This window comes from Mesorhizobium sp. B1-1-7, assembly GCF_006442705.1.
Lineage (GTDB): Bacteria > Pseudomonadota > Alphaproteobacteria > Rhizobiales > Rhizobiaceae > Mesorhizobium > Mesorhizobium opportunistum.
In genome coordinates this window covers 231,865-249,072 of the sequence record NZ_VFWQ01000012.1, presented here as the reverse complement: position 1 = coordinate 249,072, position 17,208 = coordinate 231,865, and the positions used below count along the sequence as shown (strand labels likewise).

Below are 17,208 nucleotides of genomic sequence, written 5' to 3'. Positions count from 1 at the left end.
CCCTTGAAGTCGAGTACGCCGATCATTTCGCGGCCGGTCGACTTGTTGAATTCCTCGACCTCGGGCATCGGCTCGGTGAGCAGGTACATGTGCTCCATGGCCAGCACCGGCAGTTCGACGCCGACCATGCGGCCGATCTCGCGCGCCCACAGGCCGCCGCAGTTGACGACATGCTCGGCGTGGACCGTGCCCTGTTCGGTGACGACGTTCCAGGTGCCGTCGGGCTGCTGCGTCAGGTCGACGACGCGGTTGCGCAGCACGATCTCCGCGCCGAGCTTCTTGGCCGCCTTGGAATAGGCGATCGTCGTGCCCGAGGGATCGAGATGGCCTTCGACCGGATCCCACATGGCGCCGACGAAGTTGGTCTCGTCCATCAGCGGGAACATCGCCTTGGCTTCGGAAGGGGTGATCAGCTCGGTGTCCATGCCGAGATAGCGGCCCTTGGCGTGGGCCAGCCGCAGGAAGTCCATGCGCTCGGGCGTATCGGCCATCATCACGCCGCCGGTCAGATGCAGCGAGCAGGATTGGCCCGAGATTTCCTCGATCTCCTTGTAGAGCTGCACGGTGTAGGCCTGCAGCTTGGCAACGTTGGGGTCGCCGTTCAGCGTGTGGAAGCCGCCTGCCGCGTGCCAGGACGAGCCGGAAGTGAGCTCCGAGCGCTCGATCAGCATGATGTCGGTCCAGCCGGCCTTGGCCAGATGGTAGAGAACCGAGCAGCCGACGACGCCGCCGCCGATGACAACCGCTTTTACATGGGATTTCATGAAGATAGGTCCGTTTTTAGAGAGATTGAATCGAGTGAGTGCGGCGCGAAGACAAAGCGTAGGTCGGATACGGCGACGTTTTCCGCCAGCCTGCCATCAAGCGCGGCAAGAATGGTTTCAGAGACGGGAGTGCGATGCTTCAGGACGTCGTGGCTCCAGACACGCAGGATCGAATAGCCTTCGGAGCGCATGAAGTCATCGCGGCGGCGGTCAGAGGAACTGTCTGCGTGTTGTGAGCCGTCGATCTCGACGACGAGCCATTTTTCGCGGCAAGCGAAATCGGCGAAGAAAGGGCCGATGGAGAATTGGCGGGTGAATTTGTAGCCACCAAGCTTGCGGGCTTTCAATTCAAGCCAAAGCAATGCTTCGGCTTGATTATCGCCTTGCCTAAGGTTTCTCGCTCGCTGAGTTGTGCCCGTTTTGCGGCGGCTGCGTGTTGCGGGGCGGGCTTCCCCCACTCCGTCGCCGCTTCGCGGCGCCACCTCTCCCCCCTCCGGAGGGAGAGGAAGGGAGCCAGCCGGCATAAGCTCGCGCCTTTCCTCTACCCCGTCGATCGGGGGAGAGGTGTCGAGCGAAGCTCGACGGAGTGGGGGGCGACCGTTCATCAGATCCGCTTGATTGCCTGACTGCCTAAGCTCTCGCGCGCGTTGAGCGGTGCCCGTCTTGCGGCGGCCGGGCGCTTCGTCAACGGCTTCCCCCACTCCGTCTCGGCTTCGCCGAGCCACCTCTCCCCCCTCCGGAGGGAGAGGAAAGGTGCCAGGCTGCATAAGCTCGCGCCCTTCCTCTCCCCCGTCGATCGGGGGAGAGGTGTCGAGCGCAGCTCGACGGAGTGGGGGTCGACCGTTCATCAACGACATTGATCAGAAATCGGTCGGCGCACCGCCCTCGGAGCGGCGCTTTTCGACGAAGGCGTTGAGTTCTTCACGGATCGCCGGGTCCATATAGGGGTCTTCGTAGGATGCCAGCCGTTCCTTCCAGACCTTGTTGGCCTTTTCCAATGCCGTCGGCGATCCGGCTTCCGCCCAGGTCTCGAAGTTGCGCCAGTCGGAGAGAATTGGCGAATAGAAGGCAGTCTTGTAGCGATCCTGCGTGTGCTGGGTGCCGAAGAAGTGGCCGCCGGGTCCAACCGACTGGATGGCGTCGAAGCCGAGCGCTTCATCGGACAGGTCGAGCGGGGTCAGGAACTCCGCCACCATCTGCAACAGGTCTATGTCGAGAATGGTCTTCTCATAGGAGCAGCGCAGGCCGCCTTCGAGCCAGCCGGCGCCGTGCATCATCAGATTGCCGCCGCCCTGGATGGCGCCCCACAGCGAGAACACGCTTTCATAGGCCGCCTGTGCGTCGACCGTGTTGGCCGCGCATGTATTGGAGGTGCGGTAGGGGATGTTGTAGCGGCGGGCAAGCTGGCCGCCGACCAATTGCGCCTTCATGTATTCGGGCGTGCCGAAGGCTGGCGAGCCGGACTTCATGTCGACATTCGAGGTGAAGCCGCCATAGCCGACAGGCGCGCCTTTGCGCACCATCTGGGCAAAGGCGATGCCGGACAGCGCCTCGGCATTCTGTTGCACCAGCGCGCCGGCGATGGTGACGGGCGCCATTGCGCCCGACAGGGTGAAGGGCGTGACGACGACGACCTGGCCCTTGCTCGACATCTGGATGATGCCTTCCATCATCGGCACGTCGAGCTTGAGCGGCGAGTTGGTGTTGATGATGGTGAAGACCGACGGCTCCTCCAGCATCTGCTCATGGCTGATGCCGCGCGCGATGCGGGCGATCTCGATGCCGTCGACGTTGCGCTCCTTGCCGAGCGAATAGATGTGAAACACCTTGTCGGTCAGCGTGGCGAGGTCGCGTATGCATTCGAGGTGGCGGACCGACGGGTGGATGTCGGTCGGCTCGACCGGATAGCCGCCGGTGCAGTTCAGAATGTTGTGCATCTGCGCCAGGCGCAGGAAATTGCGGTAGTCAGCCTGATTGCCAGGGCGACGGCCGCGATCGATGTCGGAGCAGTTCGGCGCCGACGCCATCATCGACAGGATCACATTGTTGCCGCCGAAGCGGAGATTGTGCGCGGGATTGCGCGCATGCATCGTGAATTCAGACGGGCAGTGCGAGACCAATTCGAGGATCAAGTCGCTGTCGAAGCGCACCCGCTCGGTGCCTTCGCGCACATCCGCGCCATGGGCCTTCATGATGCGGCGGGCCTCGTCGTGCAGGACGTCGACGCCGATTTCCCTGAGCACGCGCAAGGAGGCGAGGTGGATCGATTCCAGCTCGTCGTCCGAAACCAGCCTGGTCGGCGCCAGAGGGTTTTTCAGTTGGCGGAAAGGCGGCTGCTCGAACGCGGCCGAGCCTCCGGCGCGCTTTCCGGCGCGGCCGCCACGGCGGGCACGGTCGGGTGCCAAAGCCGGTTCTGCAGATTGTAGGGCGGCGGTCATGATGGTCCTCGTAGGATGCGATAGCGGGCGGCATAATGGACCGGCGGCCCGCCGACCATTGCGGAGGCGGCGACCACTAGGGCGAGGGAAGCGACATGACCGGACGGCAGCGGCGTGGCCGCGACATCGCCTCGATCATTCGACCATTGGCGCAAGCGGAATTCCCTTACCGGCCCTTTCTTTCCCCCGGCCGAACCAGTAGCTGGTGACGCTTGCCGGCCGGGACGCCAGCCGGCATCCCACATGGATAATTACATGGTCGCAACCAGCACGAGCGAGGTCGAAGCGGGGACGCAGTGGGCAGCGCTCACCGGCGTCACCGCAGCGCTTGCCATGTTCGGCGCCGCGCAGGGGCTGAGCTCGCCGCTGTTCACGCTCCTGATGCAGAAGCAGGGCATGTCGCCCGGGTTGATCGGCCTGTCGGCGGCGATGATGCCGCTCGGTCTGATCCTGTCGGCTTCCTTCGTGCCGGCGGCGGTGCGGCTGGTCGGGGCGCGCAACCTTGCAGTCGGCTGTTCGCTGATCGGCGCGTTGTGCTTCCTGGGCGTCGGCTATCTGCAGAACTGGGTGGCCTGGTATGTCATCCGGTTCATCATCGGCGTGGTCATCAATCCGCTCTACATCCTTGGCGAGGTCTGGGCGCTGTCACTGGCGGCGCCATCGCGGCGAGGCCGGGTCATGGGCGTGTTCAACACGCTGATGGGTGCCGGCTATGCGGCCGGGCCCTTCACCTTGACCCTGGTCGGTACGTCGGGCTGGGCTCCCTTCAGCGTCGGCATCGGCGGCTTCGTGCTTTGCGCGGTCATTCTGCGTCTTGTCTCGTCGAGGCTCACCGGTTTCGAAGATGACGGCCAGCCCGCCGGCAGTTTTCTCAGCTTCGCCCGCCTGGCGCCGGCTCTGCTGCTGGCCGTGCTGGTCTCGGCCGCCGTCCAGCAAAGCACCTATGCGCTGGTCCCGGTCTTCGGCGCCGGCTATGGCCTTCCGGAAGCGGTGCTCGCCGCGCTGGTCATGGCGCTTTCCCTCGGCAATATCCTGCTGCAGATCCCGCTTGGCCTGCTGGCGGAGCGTTTCGGCGGCCGCCCCATGATCCTGGCCTGCGCGATGGCGACCACCGTCTGCGCGGTTCTGCTGCCGCTGCTGATCATGACGCCGCTTGTCTGGGGCGTGCTGCTGGTCATGGGCGCGGTCGGCTACGGCGTCTACACGATGGCGCTGGTCGAACTCGGCAGCCGGTTCAGGGGCACGCTGCTGGTCACCGGCAATGCGGCCTTCGCCTTGCTGTGGGGCGTTGGCGGTATTGTCGGCCCGCCGAGCGCCGGCCTGCTCATGCAGGGCATCGGCCCGCTCGGCCTGCCGATCGTGATCATCGGCCTCGACGCCTTGCTGGTGATCTTTGCACTCTATCGCTCGTCGGTCCGCCGGAGCGGGCAGACATGATCGCGGCCAGCCCCGGCAACGGCGAGACAGGGATGCAATGGGCCGCGATCACCGGCGTGATCGCGACCGTCTCGGTGTTCGCCATCGCGCAGGGGCTGTCCTATCCGCTGTTGAGCTTCATCCTGCAGCGGCAGGGCGTCTCGCCGGCGATGATCGGACTGTCGGCTGCCATGACGCCGATCGGCTTCATCGTCTCGTCGCCGCTCATTCCGGCGCTGGCACGCCGGTTCGGAGCAGGGCGCACGGCGCTCACCTGTGCGGCACTTTCGGCCGTGGTGCTGGCGCTGATCGGCTGGACGCAGAATGTCTACCTGTGGTTCCCGCTGCGTTTCCTGATCGGCGTCGTGACCAATCCGCTCTATGTTTTAAGCGAAATCTGGGTGATCGCGCTGGCGCCGCCGGCCCGGCGCGGCCGCATCATGGGCATCTATTCGACGATCATTTCGGCAGGCTTCGCGGCCGGTCCACTCTGCCTGCTTGCCGTGGGCACGCTGGGCTGGCCACCGTTTCTCGTCGGCATCTGCGCCTTCGTGCTGTGCGGCATCTGCCTGGCATCCGTGCTGCCGCGCCTGCCAAAGGTGGACGAGGCCGGACACCAGGTTTCCGTTCTTGGCTTCGTGCCACTGGCCTGGCTGCTTTTGTTTGCGGTCATCGTGGCCGCCGGTTTCGAACAGGGCGCGCTGGCCTTGCTGCCGGTTTACGGCACGCATTACGGCATCGCCGAAGCCCGGATGTCGGCGTTGCTCACGGTGATGATTGCCGGCAACATCGCCATGCAGGTGCCGCTCGGCCTGCTGGCGGAAAGGCTGACGGCGCGGTTCGTGCGGCTGGTCTGCATAAGCGCTACGGCGCTCGGATGCGCGCTGTTGCCTTTTCTCATTGAGACACCGCTGATCTGGCCGATGATCTTCATCTGGGGCGCGGTTTCGTACGGCATCTACACGATGTCGATCATCGAACTCGGCGAGCGCTTCACCGGTTCGACACTGGTCGCCGGCAATGCCGCCTTTTCGCTGATGTGGGGTGTCGGCGGCATCGCCGTGCCGCCGGTGGCGGGAAGCGTCATGGATGTGCTGGGCGCGGGCGGCCTGCCGCTCACGCTTGGCCTGCTGTGCCTGGCGCTGGCGGTTGCGAGCCTCGCTGGTCGCGGGAAAGCCTAATTCCTTGGTCAGCTATTCTTGGCTCAAGTGCAGCGCCTATTAAATATCGGACAAGGCATGTCGATGTTGCATGCCGAAGTATGCCTATCGGAGATTCCATGACCAAACCTATCGCCAAGCCAGACTCCAGCACGGACGATCCCTTCCTCTGGCTGGAGGACAGGACCAGCAAACAGTCGCTGGACTGGGTGCACCGTCAGAACGAAGTCACGGTTGGGCAATTGCAGGGCGATCCGTCCTACCAGGCATCGTTCCAGACCGCGCTCGACCTGATGACGGCCGAGGACAACATCGCGGTGGGCGCCGCGATTGCGGGCCATGTCTATAATTTCTGGCAGGACAAGACCAATGCGCTCGGCCTCTGGCGCCGCACGACCGTCGCTTCCTACAAGACCGAGAAGCCGGAGTGGGAAACGATCATCGACTTCGATCAGCTCGCGGCGAAGGAGGGGATCAAATGGGTGTTCAGCGGCGCCAGCCGGCTCTATCCGGAATTCAGCCGCTGCCTGCTCTCGATGTCGCCGGATGGTGGCGATGCCAGCGAGATGCGCGAGTTCGACATCGAGACCAAATCGTTCATCGAGGGCGGATTCCGCGCGCCGGCCTCGAAATCGGGTTTCGGCTGGCTGGATCAAGACACGGTCATCGTCTCGGCAGCCTTCGAGGAAGCGGACAAGACCGAGTCCGGCTATCCGCGCGTGGTCAAGCTCTGGAAGCGGGGCACCAAGCTCGAAGACGCGACGCCGATCTTCGAGGCGCAGAAGGAAGATCTCGCCGTCGGCGCCGGGGTCGAGTTCGACGGCGAGAAGCGCCATCTGTTTCTGGCGCGGACACTCAACTTCTTCGCATCGCACAGTTTCCTGCATCTCCCGTCTGGCGAAAACAGGAGCATCCCGCTGCCGGACGACGTCACCGACACCGCGCTTTTCAAGGACCAGATGGTGTTCGGGGTGCGCACCCCTTGGACGGCGCCCGACGGCACTGCCTGCCAGCCGGACGGGCTCTATTCGCTCGATTTCGCGCACTGGATCGAAACCGGCAGCCTTGGCGCTATCGAGGCCTTGCTCGCGCCGGCGCATCGCGTGTCGATCGCCGGCCTAGCCCGCACGCAGGACCGGTTGTTCATCAGCCTGATGGACAATGTGCGCGGCAAGGTTCTCGTCTGCGGACGCAAGGACGGCGCCTGGTCGCTGAAGCCGGTCGCCCTGCCTGAAAACGGCACCGTCGGCATCAGCCATGCCGAGCATTTCGGCTCCAGCGTCTCCTTCTCCTTCACCGATTTCCTGACACCGAGCTCGATCATCTGGTCTGATGACGATGGCGCGACGCTTGAAACCGTGAAGTCGCAGCCAGCGCGCTTCGATGCCTCGCCGCTGATTTCGGAGCAGTTCGAGGCGCGCTCGAAGGACGGCACGATGATCCCTTATTTCGTCGTCCGGCGGCGCGACCAGAAGGGGCCCGTGCCGACGTTGCTCTATGGCTATGGCGGCTTCGAAGTGCCGTTGCTGCCCGGCTATGCCGGCGTGCGCGGCAGGCTGTGGCTGGAGAAGGGCAACGCCTATGTGCAGGCCTGCATCCGCGGCGGCGGCGAATTCGGCCCGGCCTGGCATCAGGCGGCGCTGAAGGACAAACGCCAGAATGGTTTTGACGATTTCGCCGCGGTCGCCGAGGACGTCGTCCGGCGCGGCATCGCCACGGCTGCCTCGCTCGGCATCCAGGGCGGCTCGAATGGCGGCTTGCTGACCGGTGTTTCCCTGACGCAGCACCCGGAACTGTTCGGCGCCGTCATCGTCGAGGTGCCGCTGCTCGACATGCTGCGCTACACGCAATTGCCGCCGGGCGCCTCGTGGATGGCCGAATATGGCGATCCGTCGAAGCCCGAAGACGCCAAATGGCTTTCCGCCTATTCGCCCTACCAGCATGTCGATGCGGACGTCGCCTATCCGCCGGTGCTGCTGACCACATCGACGGCGGACGACCGGGTCCATCCCGGCCATGCGCGCAAGATGGCGGCCCGGCTGCAGGAGGCCGGTCACGCCAGGACGCTGTTCTTCGAGGAAACCGAGGGCGGGCATGGCGGGCGCGGCGACCGTCGGCCTCAAGCGATGCAGACGGCGATGAAATATGTATTCCTGCAGAGGGCGCTAAGCGGCAAGGCCTAGCCGTATCCCGTCATCCGCCAGGCAAAGGGTGGTCGAACCACCCTTTGCCCTGAATCCTTTTTCTTGGCGATTTTCTTGGCGATTCCGGACCGAAAACCGTTTCACACTTTTCATGGATTTGCTCTAAGGTGCCTGCCATGACTCTGGCCAGGCTATCAGCTCGCGCATTCCGGGTTGCGGTGACACCGTCATCGCGCACGCTGCGCGCCGAGCTTTTGCGGCTGTGCGCCCGCATCGGCTATTCGCCGCCTGCCATCCTCTGACGACTTCGCCCCGGCGCCAGCCGGATTGAATCCAGAGGAAAGATCAGACATGACCTATCAGAATTATTCGCTGAAGCAGCTTCAGCAGATCGACGCCGCGCACCATCTGCATCCCTTCACCGACCACAAGGAGTTGCGTCAGGCGGGCGCGCGCATCATCACCCATGCCAACGGCCCGTTCATCTACGATTCCGAAGGAACGGAACTGCTGGACGGCATGGCCGGCCTGTGGTGCGTCAACATCGGCTATGGCCGCGACGAACTGGCGGAGGCCGCCTATGCGCAGATGAAGGAGCTGCCCTATTACAATTCCTTCTTCAAATGCTCGACGCCGACGCCGGTGCTGTTGTCCAAGAAACTGGCTGAAATCGCACCGAAGAACGTCAACCAGGTCTTCTATGGTTCCTCCGGCTCGGAGGCGAACGATACGGCGCTACGACTTGCCCGTCACTACTGGGTGCTGGAAGGCAAGCCGGAGAAGAACCGCGTCATCTCGCGCAAGATGGCCTATCACGGCTCGACCATAGCCGGCACCTCGCTCGGCGGCATGGATGCCATGCACAAGCAGCTCGGCGGCGCCGTGCCCAACATCGTCCATGTGATGATGCCCTATGCCTACGAGCTGGCGCTGCCGGGCGAAAGCGATCACGATTTCGGCCTGCGCGCGGCCAAGGCCGTGGAGGATGCCATCCTCGAGGCCGGCGCCGACAAGGTCGCTGCCTTCATCGGCGAGCCGGTGATGGGGGCGGGCGGCGTGAAAATACCGCCGATGAGCTACTGGCCGGAAGTGCAGCGCATCTGCCGCAAATACGATGTGCTGCTGATGCTGGACGAGGTCATCACCGGCTACGGCCGCACCGGCGAATGGTACGCCGCCCAGACCTTCGACATCGAGCCGGACACCATCACCACGGCCAAGGCACTGACATCAGGCTATCAGCCGCTGTCGGCGCTGCTGGTCGGCGACCGTATCACCTCGACGTTGGTCGAGAAGGGCGGCGAGTTCAATCACGGCTACACCTATTCCGGGCACCCGGTGGCCTGCGCCGTGGCGCTGAAGAACCTGGAGATCATCGAAAGGGAAGGCCTGGTCGAGCGGGTCAGGAACGACACCGGGCCTTATTTTGCCAAGGCCCTGCAGGAACGCATCGCCGGGCACGATCTGGTCGGCGAGGTGCGCTCGATCGGCCTGATGGGCGCGATCGAGATCGTCAAGGACAAGGCGACCAAGGAACGGTTCCTGCCGTCGGGAAGTGCCGCGGTGACCGTGCGCGACCATGCGATCACCAACGGCATGATGCTGCGCGCCACCGGCGACACGATGATCCTGTCGCCGCCGCTGATCTGGACCCGCGACACGATCGACATGGCTTGCGAGCGTATCGGCAAGGCGCTGGACCTGGCGCAAGCGGATCTGCGCAAGCGGTGAGATACCGGCAGGCGTCCCGTTGTCCGGGACGCCTGCGTTCCCGTCCTGAGCCGGCCTCTTGTTCCCTTCCTGCCGGAGGGCCAAGGGTTCCGGTCATCGGCGCTATCGGCTACAAGCCGTCGAGGCCGTTCGCCGAAGGGAGACTTGATGGCAGGACAACCGCTCAACCAGCCGGCTGAGATTCCGGCCGAGCTCGACCGCTGGAACTGGGGCGCCTTTTTCCTCAACTGGATCTGGGGCATCGGCAACAGCACCTTCATCGCGCTGCTGGCGCTGATCCCGTTGGTCAACATCGTCATGATCATCGTACTCGGCGCGCGCGGCAGCCGCTGGGCCTGGCAGAATCGTGCCTGGCGCGACGCCGAACAGTTCCGCAAGACGCAGCGCAACTGGGCGATCGCCGGGCTGGCCGTGTGGGTGGTTGGCATCGGCGGCTGCGCGACGATGGTCGGCAGCATTCCTTTCGTTCTGAAAAGCAGCGACGCCTATCACATGACCATGGATGCCATTCGCGCCGACACGCGCGTGAAAGCCGCTATCGGCGAGGACGTGACCGACAATTTCTGGGTCGGAGGCAATCTCGACGTCAATGCGAATGGCGCGGGGGATGCCCAGTTCAGCATTCCGGTCCATGGCGCCAAGGGCAAGGGCACGGTGTATTCGCGCCTGGTTCGCAACGCCGGCACATGGAGCACGCGCCTGCTCGTCGTCAGGGTGGACGGGGAGGACGCGCCGATCGTGCTGACCAACGAAGATCACGTTCCGATTCCGAACGCGGCAATTGGAATATGAACTTCGGAAGCGGCAGAAACGCAAAAACCGCGCTCCATCGGGAACGCGGCTTTGCCAGATACGCAGGCGCTTCGCTACGCAAACAATTTGCGAAACTTATGGGCACTTGTCGAACTTACGGGCTCCGGTACGCGAGACCTGATCCGGAGCGCCGGGCGGATGTGATATGTCCGCCTCGCCATCCGTTTTATAGGGACATCGTTACCGCGGAGTTATCGAGAGCTTAAGCAAATCTAAATTTACGGTTTTTCTGGCTGGAGAATTCAGAAGAGCCAATTATATCAGTTTGTTATGCGGGGTTCCCGCGCAGAAAATTAATTATGCCGGAGAAATCGGCGCCGCCATTTCCTTGAGCGTTGAACAGGGCGTAGAGTTGGGCTGCCTCGGCGCCCAGCGGCGTCACGGCGCCGGAAGCCTGGGCGGCTTCCTGCGACAATTTCAGGTCTTTCAGCATCAATGCGGCTGCAAAGCCTGGCTTGTAGTCCCTGTTGGCGGGCGAAGTGGGCACCGGGCCGGGCACGGGGCAATAGGTGGTCAGCGACCAGCACTGGCCGGACGATGTCGAGGCGACGTCGAACAGTGCCTGATGCGACAGACCGAGCTTTTCCGCCAGCACGAAGGCTTCGGCGACGCCGATCATCGAAATGCCGAGGATCATGTTGTTGCAGATCTTCGCCGCCTGGCCGGCGCCGTCGCCGCCGCAATGGACGATGCGGCCGGCCATCGGCTTCAGGATCGGCTCGGCGGCGGCGAAGGCATCGTCTGAACCGCCGGCCATGAAGGTCAGCGTGCCGGCCGTCGCACCGCCGGTGCCGCCCGAAACAGGCGCATCGATCGACAGCAAGCCATGCCTTGCGGCTGTCGCATGCGCCTTGCGTGCCGATTCGACATCGATGGTTGAGGAATCGATGAACAGCGTGCCCTTTTTTGCCTTGGGCGCGATGTCCTCATAGACCGACAGCACGTGCTTGCCGGCCGGCAGCATGGTGATGACCACATCGGCATCCTTCACCGCGGCCAAGGCATTCGCCATAACGACAACGCCGTGCTGGCGCGCGACCGTCAAATTCTCCGGCACCAGATCGAAGCCATGGACGGCATGCCCCGCCTTGACCAGATTGGCAGCCATCGGATTGCCCATATTGCCGAGGCCGATGAAGGCGATGGTGGTCATAGTGGCGCTCCGTGATTTGGGTAAGTAGGCAGTAGGCAGTAGGCAGTAGGCAGTAGGCAGTAGGCAGTAGGCAGTAGGCAGTAGGCAGTAGGCAGTAGGGCGATCTATTCGGGTGCAAGTTTTATTATAAGCTGGCGAAGCATTTTTCCGATGGCCTCGGTCGCTAACAGTAGCTGATTGGCTTGATCATGTGTGGCAAGGCCAATCCGCTCTGCGATCTGGAGGTGTGTCTCGAGCTCCTTCGTCGAACCTTGGGCTATCCTGAGAAACTGTTGATAAGAGCCTCTGTTGTCCCGACCATAACCTTCGGCGATGTTTGCAGGGATAGATGTCGCTGAACGACGGATCTGGCTGGTCAGTCCGTACAATTCCTCTTTGGGCCATGTCTTGGTCAAGAAATAGGCGGCGACGGCCAGGTCCATCGACTGCTGCCATACGATAAGATCCTTGTATGAATTGATCTTGCCGGTCATCTTTGCCTACTGCCTACTGCCTACTGCCTACTGCCTACTGCCTTACCGTCCGATCAGCGCCCGCGCGATGATGACGCGCATGATCTCGTTGGTGCCTTCGAGGATCTGGTGGACGCGCAGGTCGCGCACCAGCTTCTCGATGCCGTAATCGTGCAGATAGCCATAACCGCCGAGCAGTTGCAGCGCATCGTTGGCGACGTTGAAGCCGGTGTCGGTGACGAAGCGCTTGGCCATAGCCGACCATTTGCCGGCATCAGGCGCCTTGTGGTCGAGTTTGGAGGCAGCCGCATAGAGGAAGATGCGCGCCGCCTGCAACTCGGTCTCCATGTCGGCCAGCCTGAACTGCAGCGCCTGGAACTGGTTGATCTTCGAGCCGAAGGCCTTGCGCTCGGCGGTGTAGGACAGCGCCTTGTCGAGTGCCGACTGCGCACCGCCCAGCGAACAGGCGGCGATGTTCAACCGGCCGCCGTCGAGCCCGGCCATGGCGATACCGAAACCGGCGCCTTCGCTCGACAACAGGTTTTCCGCCGGCACCTTGCAATCCTCGAAGATGACCTGGCGGGTCGACTGCATGTGCCAGCCCATCTTGTGCTCGTTGGCGCCGAAGGAGAGGCCCGGCGCATCCCTGGGCACGATGATGGTGGAAATGCCTTTCGGACCATCGGCGCCAGTGCGGACCATGACAGCATAGACATCGCTGTCGCCGGCGCCCGAGATGAACTGCTTTGTGCCGTTGAGGATGTAGTCGCCGCCGCTCTTCACCGCGCGCGTCTTCAGCGCGGCGGCATCGGATCCCGAACCCGGCTCGGTCAGGCAGTAGCTCGCCAGCCATTCCATCGAGGTGAGCTTGGGCAAAAAACGCTGGCGCTGCTCGTCATTGCCGAAGCGGTCGATCATCGATGCCACCATGTTGTGGATCGAGATGAAGGACGAAAAGGCCGGATCGGCGTGCGACAGCGCCTCGAAGATCAGCACGGCGTCGAGCCGGCCGAGCGCGGAGCCGCCGACATCGTCCCTGATATAGATGCCGCCGAGGCCGAGCGGGCCGGTCTCGCGGATCACATCGGCTGGGAAATGCTTCCTGCGGTCCCAGTCGAGCGCATTCGGCGCGACGCGGTCGGCGGCGAAGGCCTGCGCCATCTCCTGGATGGCGCGCTGTTCCTCATTGAGTTCGAACTGGCTGGTGCTCGCATCGACCGCGGCGTCCATGGCGTTCTCCCTGATGGTTTTCGACCTGCTGGCCTGTCGTTTTTGGCTTTGCGCGCGCACCAATCTAGACCAATGATGCCGCCGCGCAACCCGACCCGCCGCGGAGCGGCTGTGCACGAATGCATGTCCGGAGTGAGATGTGACGACAAAATTCGACGAACTGCTGGGGCGGTTCCACGCCTATCTCACTTGCGTGGACAACGCGCTGGTGCGCGAGGCCGTGGCGCGCATCGGCTGGGACATGCCGGCTCGCGCACTTGAGCCGCATCCGCTTGGCTGCTTGCGCCATCTCGATCGCGCCGTCGAACTGGCGCCCCTGGATGCGAAGCCTCTGGTGCGATGGGTTGCCGGGCAACGCGGCAATCTGCATTGGGGGCAGACCTACAGCGAGTCGGATTTCGGCAGCGCGTTCGTCGACAATTACGGCTGGCTGGAGGTATTCGGCACGCGTGGCCACTTCGCCAATGACGAGGCCGCGGCCGGCCTGCTGATTCTTGGGCCTGACGTCGTCTATCCCGACCATCATCACGTCGCCGAGGAAATCTACATTCCGTTGACCGGCGGCACCGAGTGGCGCATGGGCGAGGGGGGCTTTCGCAAGCGGGAGGCCGGCGAGATCGTTCACCACGCTTCCAATGTCAACCACGCCATGCGCACCGGCCAGGAGCCCCTGCTGGCGCTCTACATCTGGCGCGGTGGGCCTCTGGCGCAGAAATCCGAGATCACCGGAACCGTGGCGCAGGGCAGGGGCTGAACCATGGCCAAAGCCATTATGCTGCAGGGCACTGGTTCTGATGTCGGCAAGACCGTTCTGGTCGCTGGGCTGTGCCGTGCAGCGAAAAAGCGCGGGCTGAAGGTGCGGCCGTTCAAGCCGCAGAATATGTCGAACAATGCAGCCGTCGCCGACATTCCCGGCGACAACAACCATGGCGGTGGCGAGATCGGCCGCGCGCAGTGGCTGCAGGCGATCGCGTGTGGGGTCGCGCCGTCAGTCCACATGAACCCGGTGCTGCTCAAGCCGCAGACCGATGTCGGCGCGCAGGTCATCGTGCAGGGCAAGGTGTTCGGCGAGGCGCGGGCGCGCGACTACCAAGCGCTGAAGGGCCGGCTGATGGATGCCGTCCTGGATTCCTGGGGCAAGGTCGGTGAGGACGCGGATCTGGTCATCGTCGAGGGCGCCGGCTCGCCTGCCGAAATCAACCTCCGAAGCCGCGACATCGCCAATATGGGCTTTGCGACACGTGCGAACGTGCCGGTGGTGCTGGTCGGCGACATCGATCGCGGCGGCGTCATCGCCTCGGTTGCCGGCACGCATCTGATCCTGCCGGAAGAGGACCGGCGCATGATCGTCGGCTACCTCATCAACAAGTTTCGCGGCGATGTCTCGCTGTTCGATGACGGCCTGAAGGCGATCGAAAAATTCACCGGCTGGCGCTGCTTTGGCGTCGTGCCGTGGCTGAAGGCGGCGGCGCGGCTGCCCTCGGAGGATTCGGTGGTGCTGGAACGGCTGGTGTCCGGCGGGAAACGCGCGCTGAAGGTGGCGGTGCCGATGCTTGGGCGGATCGCCAATTTCGACGATCTCGACCCGCTGAAAGCCGAACCGCAGGTCGAAGTGGTGTTCGTGCCGCCGGGAAAGCCGTTGCCGGCCGATGCCGGGCTGGTGGTCATTCCCGGCTCCAAGTCGACGATCGGCGATCTCCTGAAATTCCGCGAAAACGGCTGGGACCAGGATATTGCGGTGCATCGCAAGCGCGGCGGTCACGTTGTTGGCATTTGCGGCGGCTTCCAGATGCTGGGCCGGTTGGTGCGTGATCCCGACGGTATCGAAGGCAGTGTCAAGGAGGCCGAAGGGCTCGGCCTGCTCGACATCGAAACGGTGATGGAGCCGGAGAAGACGGTGCGCAATGTCAGCGCGCGCTCGGTGCAATTCGACCTGCCGCTCGAAGGCTACGAAATCCATCTCGGCCGGACCACCGGCCCGGACACGATGCGACCGTCGGCGATCATCAATGGCGTCGAGGATGGTGCTGTTTCCACCGACGGCAAGGTGCTGGGCACCTATATGCATGGCCTGTTCGGCGCCGACGGCTTTCGCGGAAAATTCCTCGAAAGCCTTGGCGTCAAAGGCGGCGGCATCGATTATCGCGCCGACGTCGAGCGGGCGCTGGACGACGTCGCGGCCGAGCTGGAGACCCATCTCGACTGTGACGCGATTTTTGGGCTGGCTCGGTAGAGCGGCGCTACGCTTTTTCTCCCGCCTTCGGCCAGTAGGTGCCGAATGACCAGACATTGCCTTCCGGGTCGCGGCAGATCAACTCGCGGCTGCCATAGTCGCGGTTGGTCAATTCCTGGATGATCGTGGCGCCGGCCTGCCTGGCCTTGGCATAGGCGGCATCGGCGTCGTCGACGGCGATGTAGATCGACTTGCCGCCGCCTGTGCCGGGCTCGCCGACCATCTTGCCGTAATCGTCGTCTCGCACCGTGCCCAGCATGATCATCGAGGAGCCGAAGACCAGTTCGGCATGGTGCACGACATCGCCTTCGCCATAGCGGGCGCGGACGGTGAAACCGAAGGCTTCGCAGAGCCAGTCGATCATTTTCGCCGCGTTTTCATAGCGCAGGGCAGGGTAGAGGCGAGGGGCTTCGGTGGTAGTGGGCATGGGAACCTCCTTCATCTGAACTGGTCGATGCATCCAGTTTGTGCATGTTGTTGTCCCAAAACCGCTGCGCACTTTTGGGCGACATGCATCACTCTCGGCGAGGACGGTTCCAGCGTCTTGAAGAAATGTTACCTGGCCGAAACCGCCGTCGGCGTCCCGCCGGCAAGGTCGCGGAATTCGCGCACCAGATGCGCCTGGTCGGCATAGCCGCAATCGGCAGCGATATCCGCCCAGTGGGCCGCGGGCTGCCTCGACAGGCCGAGCGCCCGGTTGAAGCGGACGATGCGCGACAGCGTCTTGGGGCCGATGCCGATCGCGTCGGAGAATTTTCCCGCCAGGTGCTTGCGGCTCCAGCCCAGCCTTTCGGCGAGCGACGCGATGCGGGTCCGGCCGCCGGAGGCGATGATGCGGTCATAGGCCCAGGCGATTTCGAGCGGTGTTTGCGCCGCACTCGTCAGACGGGCGGCGACGAAGGCTTCGGCGATGTCAAAACGCGTCGTCCAATCCGGTGCATTGCCAAGCCTTTCGCGCAGCGCCACGCCTTCGGTGCCCAGCACGTCGTCGAGCACGACCATGCTGTCGGTCAGTTCGCTCATCGGCAGCCGGAAGAACCGGCGCGCGCCAAGCGGCGTGAAGTTGACCTGGACGCAGCAGGCGGCGCCGAAGGATTCGATCAGCACCGGCCCGGCGAAAAGGCCGGCAGCGAAACTGGCGAAGCGGTCGTTGTCGCCGGGTGTCTTGCCGAGGCCGATGGCGAAGGGCTCGGCGAAGCTGATCACCAGCGGCACGATGAGCGACGCGTATTCGATGTTGCGGAAATGGCCGGGCGCCGTTTCGCGATAGCCGCAGATGTCGGACACGATGCCCTCGAGCGCAGGATCGGGAAGGCGCCGACGCATCTCGAACCGCCCGGCGACCGAGCGGTCCTGTTCCGTCCGGCGCTGCATCTCTATTGGCATCGGTCATCCTTCCGCCAAGGCAAATCTAGCAGAGCCTTGACCGGAATCAAAAGCGCCCGGCTTTCGGCCGGGCGCTCTCGGTCCCCACTTTGCGGGAAACTTGTCAGGCGCCGCGCATCAGGCAACCGGCGGCGAGTACGATGTAGGCGATGAGAACGATCCACACCGATGCGATTGGAATGAACGCAAGAATGCCAAGCGCGGCGAGAATGCCGATGATGGCAATGACTAGGGAAATGATGAAAACAATCTGGGTAGGCGCGCTGAGATTCATGTCTGGCTCCTCCA

General features: G+C 63.6%; 17 protein-coding genes. 8 read left to right on the top strand and 9 right to left on the bottom strand.

Annotated elements, in window-relative coordinates:
- The 3 genes from FJ978_RS22065 to FJ978_RS22050 all read right to left on the bottom strand — a co-directional run.
- On the bottom strand, window positions 1-764 hold a 764-nt coding region (locus tag FJ978_RS22065), incomplete at its 3' end, for an FAD-binding oxidoreductase (protein WP_140573940.1).
- On the bottom strand, window positions 761-1,246 hold the full coding sequence (locus FJ978_RS22060) for a DUF559 domain-containing protein (protein ID WP_140573971.1): 486 nt from the start codon (window positions 1,244-1,246) through the stop codon (window positions 761-763). The genes FJ978_RS22060 and FJ978_RS22065, both read right to left, overlap by 4 nt.
- A 378-nt stretch (window positions 1,247-1,624) precedes the next feature.
- Window positions 1,625-3,202, bottom strand: a complete 1,578-nt coding sequence (locus FJ978_RS22050) for a trimethylamine methyltransferase family protein (RefSeq protein WP_140573938.1) — start codon at window positions 3,200-3,202, stop codon at window positions 1,625-1,627.
- A gap of 255 nt (window positions 3,203-3,457) precedes the next feature.
- Here FJ978_RS22050 and FJ978_RS22045 point away from each other — a divergent pair, with 255 nt between their 5' ends.
- The 6 genes from FJ978_RS22045 to FJ978_RS22020 all read left to right on the top strand — a co-directional run bounded on the left by FJ978_RS22045 (window position 3,458) and on the right by FJ978_RS22020 (window position 10,445).
- Window positions 3,458-4,639, top strand: coding sequence for an MFS transporter (locus FJ978_RS22045; RefSeq protein ID WP_140573936.1), 1,182 nt, complete (start codon window positions 3,458-3,460; stop codon window positions 4,637-4,639).
- Window positions 4,636-5,799, top strand: coding sequence for an MFS transporter (locus FJ978_RS22040; RefSeq protein WP_181176745.1), 1,164 nt, complete (start codon window positions 4,636-4,638; stop codon window positions 5,797-5,799). The genes FJ978_RS22045 and FJ978_RS22040 overlap by 4 nt, the downstream gene beginning before the upstream one ends.
- A 98-nt stretch (window positions 5,800-5,897) precedes the next feature.
- Window positions 5,898-7,961, top strand: coding sequence for a prolyl oligopeptidase family protein (locus FJ978_RS22035; RefSeq protein ID WP_140573934.1), 2,064 nt, complete (start codon window positions 5,898-5,900; stop codon window positions 7,959-7,961).
- Window positions 7,962-8,098: 137 nt separating this feature from the next.
- A complete protein-coding gene (locus FJ978_RS22030) occupies window positions 8,099-8,224 on the top strand; it encodes a hypothetical protein (RefSeq protein WP_023780401.1) in 126 nt (41 codons plus the stop codon).
- Window positions 8,225-8,273: 49 nt separating this feature from the next.
- Entirely contained in the window at window positions 8,274-9,653 is a 1,380-nt protein-coding gene (locus FJ978_RS22025; RefSeq protein ID WP_140573932.1) for an aspartate aminotransferase family protein, read from the top strand.
- A gap of 147 nt (window positions 9,654-9,800) precedes the next feature.
- Window positions 9,801-10,445 (top strand): cytochrome c oxidase assembly factor Coa1 family protein, encoded by a 645-nt coding sequence (locus FJ978_RS22020; RefSeq protein WP_140573930.1) that lies wholly within the window; start codon window positions 9,801-9,803, stop codon window positions 10,443-10,445.
- 289 nt (window positions 10,446-10,734) lie between these two features.
- Here the strand turns inward: FJ978_RS22020 and mmsB are convergent, their stop codons facing one another.
- The 3 genes from mmsB to FJ978_RS22005 form a co-directional block, all read right to left on the bottom strand.
- Complete coding sequence (mmsB, locus tag FJ978_RS22015) at window positions 10,735-11,619, bottom strand: 3-hydroxyisobutyrate dehydrogenase (RefSeq protein WP_140573928.1); 885 nt, start codon at window positions 11,617-11,619, stop codon at window positions 10,735-10,737.
- 104 nt (window positions 11,620-11,723) lie between these two features.
- Complete coding sequence (locus tag FJ978_RS22010; RefSeq protein WP_140573926.1) at window positions 11,724-12,092, bottom strand: four helix bundle protein; 369 nt, start codon at window positions 12,090-12,092, stop codon at window positions 11,724-11,726.
- Between the two features lie 42 nt (window positions 12,093-12,134).
- Window positions 12,135-13,301, bottom strand: a complete 1,167-nt coding sequence (locus FJ978_RS22005; RefSeq protein WP_140573924.1) for an isobutyryl-CoA dehydrogenase — start codon at window positions 13,299-13,301, stop codon at window positions 12,135-12,137.
- Between the two features lie 139 nt (window positions 13,302-13,440).
- On the opposite strand from FJ978_RS22005, the gene FJ978_RS22000 reads away from it, so the two are divergent.
- Both FJ978_RS22000 and FJ978_RS21995 read left to right on the top strand, forming a co-directional pair.
- Window positions 13,441-14,055, top strand: a complete 615-nt coding sequence (locus tag FJ978_RS22000) for a dimethylsulfonioproprionate lyase family protein (protein WP_140573922.1) — start codon at window positions 13,441-13,443, stop codon at window positions 14,053-14,055.
- Between the two features lie 3 nt (window positions 14,056-14,058).
- Entirely contained in the window at window positions 14,059-15,534 is a 1,476-nt protein-coding gene (locus tag FJ978_RS21995; RefSeq protein ID WP_140573920.1) for a cobyric acid synthase, read from the top strand.
- A 7-nt stretch (window positions 15,535-15,541) separates the two neighbouring features.
- On the opposite strand, the gene FJ978_RS21990 is transcribed toward FJ978_RS21995, so the two are convergent.
- The 3 genes from FJ978_RS21990 to FJ978_RS21980 all read right to left on the bottom strand — a co-directional run bounded on the left by FJ978_RS21990 (window position 15,542) and on the right by FJ978_RS21980 (window position 17,194).
- Window positions 15,542-15,961 (bottom strand): VOC family protein, encoded by a 420-nt coding sequence (locus FJ978_RS21990; RefSeq protein ID WP_140573918.1) that lies wholly within the window; start codon window positions 15,959-15,961, stop codon window positions 15,542-15,544.
- A gap of 128 nt (window positions 15,962-16,089) precedes the next feature.
- A complete protein-coding gene (locus tag FJ978_RS21985; protein ID WP_140573917.1) occupies window positions 16,090-16,920 on the bottom strand; it encodes an AraC family transcriptional regulator in 831 nt (276 codons plus the stop codon).
- A 103-nt stretch (window positions 16,921-17,023) separates the two neighbouring features.
- A complete protein-coding gene (locus FJ978_RS21980) occupies window positions 17,024-17,194 on the bottom strand; it encodes a hypothetical protein (RefSeq protein ID WP_127369211.1) in 171 nt (56 codons plus the stop codon).
- Between the last annotated feature and the right edge of the window lie 14 nt (window positions 17,195-17,208).

Bases quoted from the DNA above. Each gene is read 5' to 3' on its own strand.
- FJ978_RS22050 (WP_140573938.1), bottom strand. From the start codon at position 3,202: ATGACCGCCGCCCTACAATCTGCAGAACCGGCTTTGGCACCCGACCGT.
- FJ978_RS22045 (WP_140573936.1), top strand. From the start codon at position 3,458: ATGGTCGCAACCAGCACGAGCGAGGTCGAAGCGGGGACGCAGTGGGCA.
- FJ978_RS22040 (WP_181176745.1), top strand. From the start codon at position 4,636: ATGATCGCGGCCAGCCCCGGCAACGGCGAGACAGGGATGCAATGGGCC.
- FJ978_RS22035 (WP_140573934.1), top strand. From the start codon at position 5,898: ATGACCAAACCTATCGCCAAGCCAGACTCCAGCACGGACGATCCCTTC.
- FJ978_RS22030 (WP_023780401.1), top strand. From the start codon at position 8,099: ATGACTCTGGCCAGGCTATCAGCTCGCGCATTCCGGGTTGCGGTGACA.
- FJ978_RS22025 (WP_140573932.1), top strand. From the start codon at position 8,274: ATGACCTATCAGAATTATTCGCTGAAGCAGCTTCAGCAGATCGACGCC.
- FJ978_RS22020 (WP_140573930.1), top strand. From the start codon at position 9,801: ATGGCAGGACAACCGCTCAACCAGCCGGCTGAGATTCCGGCCGAGCTC.
- mmsB (WP_140573928.1), bottom strand. From the start codon at position 11,619: ATGACCACCATCGCCTTCATCGGCCTCGGCAATATGGGCAATCCGATG.
- FJ978_RS22010 (WP_140573926.1), bottom strand. From the start codon at position 12,092: ATGACCGGCAAGATCAATTCATACAAGGATCTTATCGTATGGCAGCAG.
- FJ978_RS22005 (WP_140573924.1), bottom strand. From the start codon at position 13,301: ATGGACGCCGCGGTCGATGCGAGCACCAGCCAGTTCGAACTCAATGAG.
- FJ978_RS21995 (WP_140573920.1), top strand. From the start codon at position 14,059: ATGGCCAAAGCCATTATGCTGCAGGGCACTGGTTCTGATGTCGGCAAG.
- FJ978_RS21990 (WP_140573918.1), bottom strand. From the start codon at position 15,961: ATGCCCACTACCACCGAAGCCCCTCGCCTCTACCCTGCCCTGCGCTAT.
- FJ978_RS21985 (WP_140573917.1), bottom strand. From the start codon at position 16,920: ATGCCAATAGAGATGCAGCGCCGGACGGAACAGGACCGCTCGGTCGCC.
- FJ978_RS21980 (WP_127369211.1), bottom strand. From the start codon at position 17,194: ATGAATCTCAGCGCGCCTACCCAGATTGTTTTCATCATTTCCCTAGTC.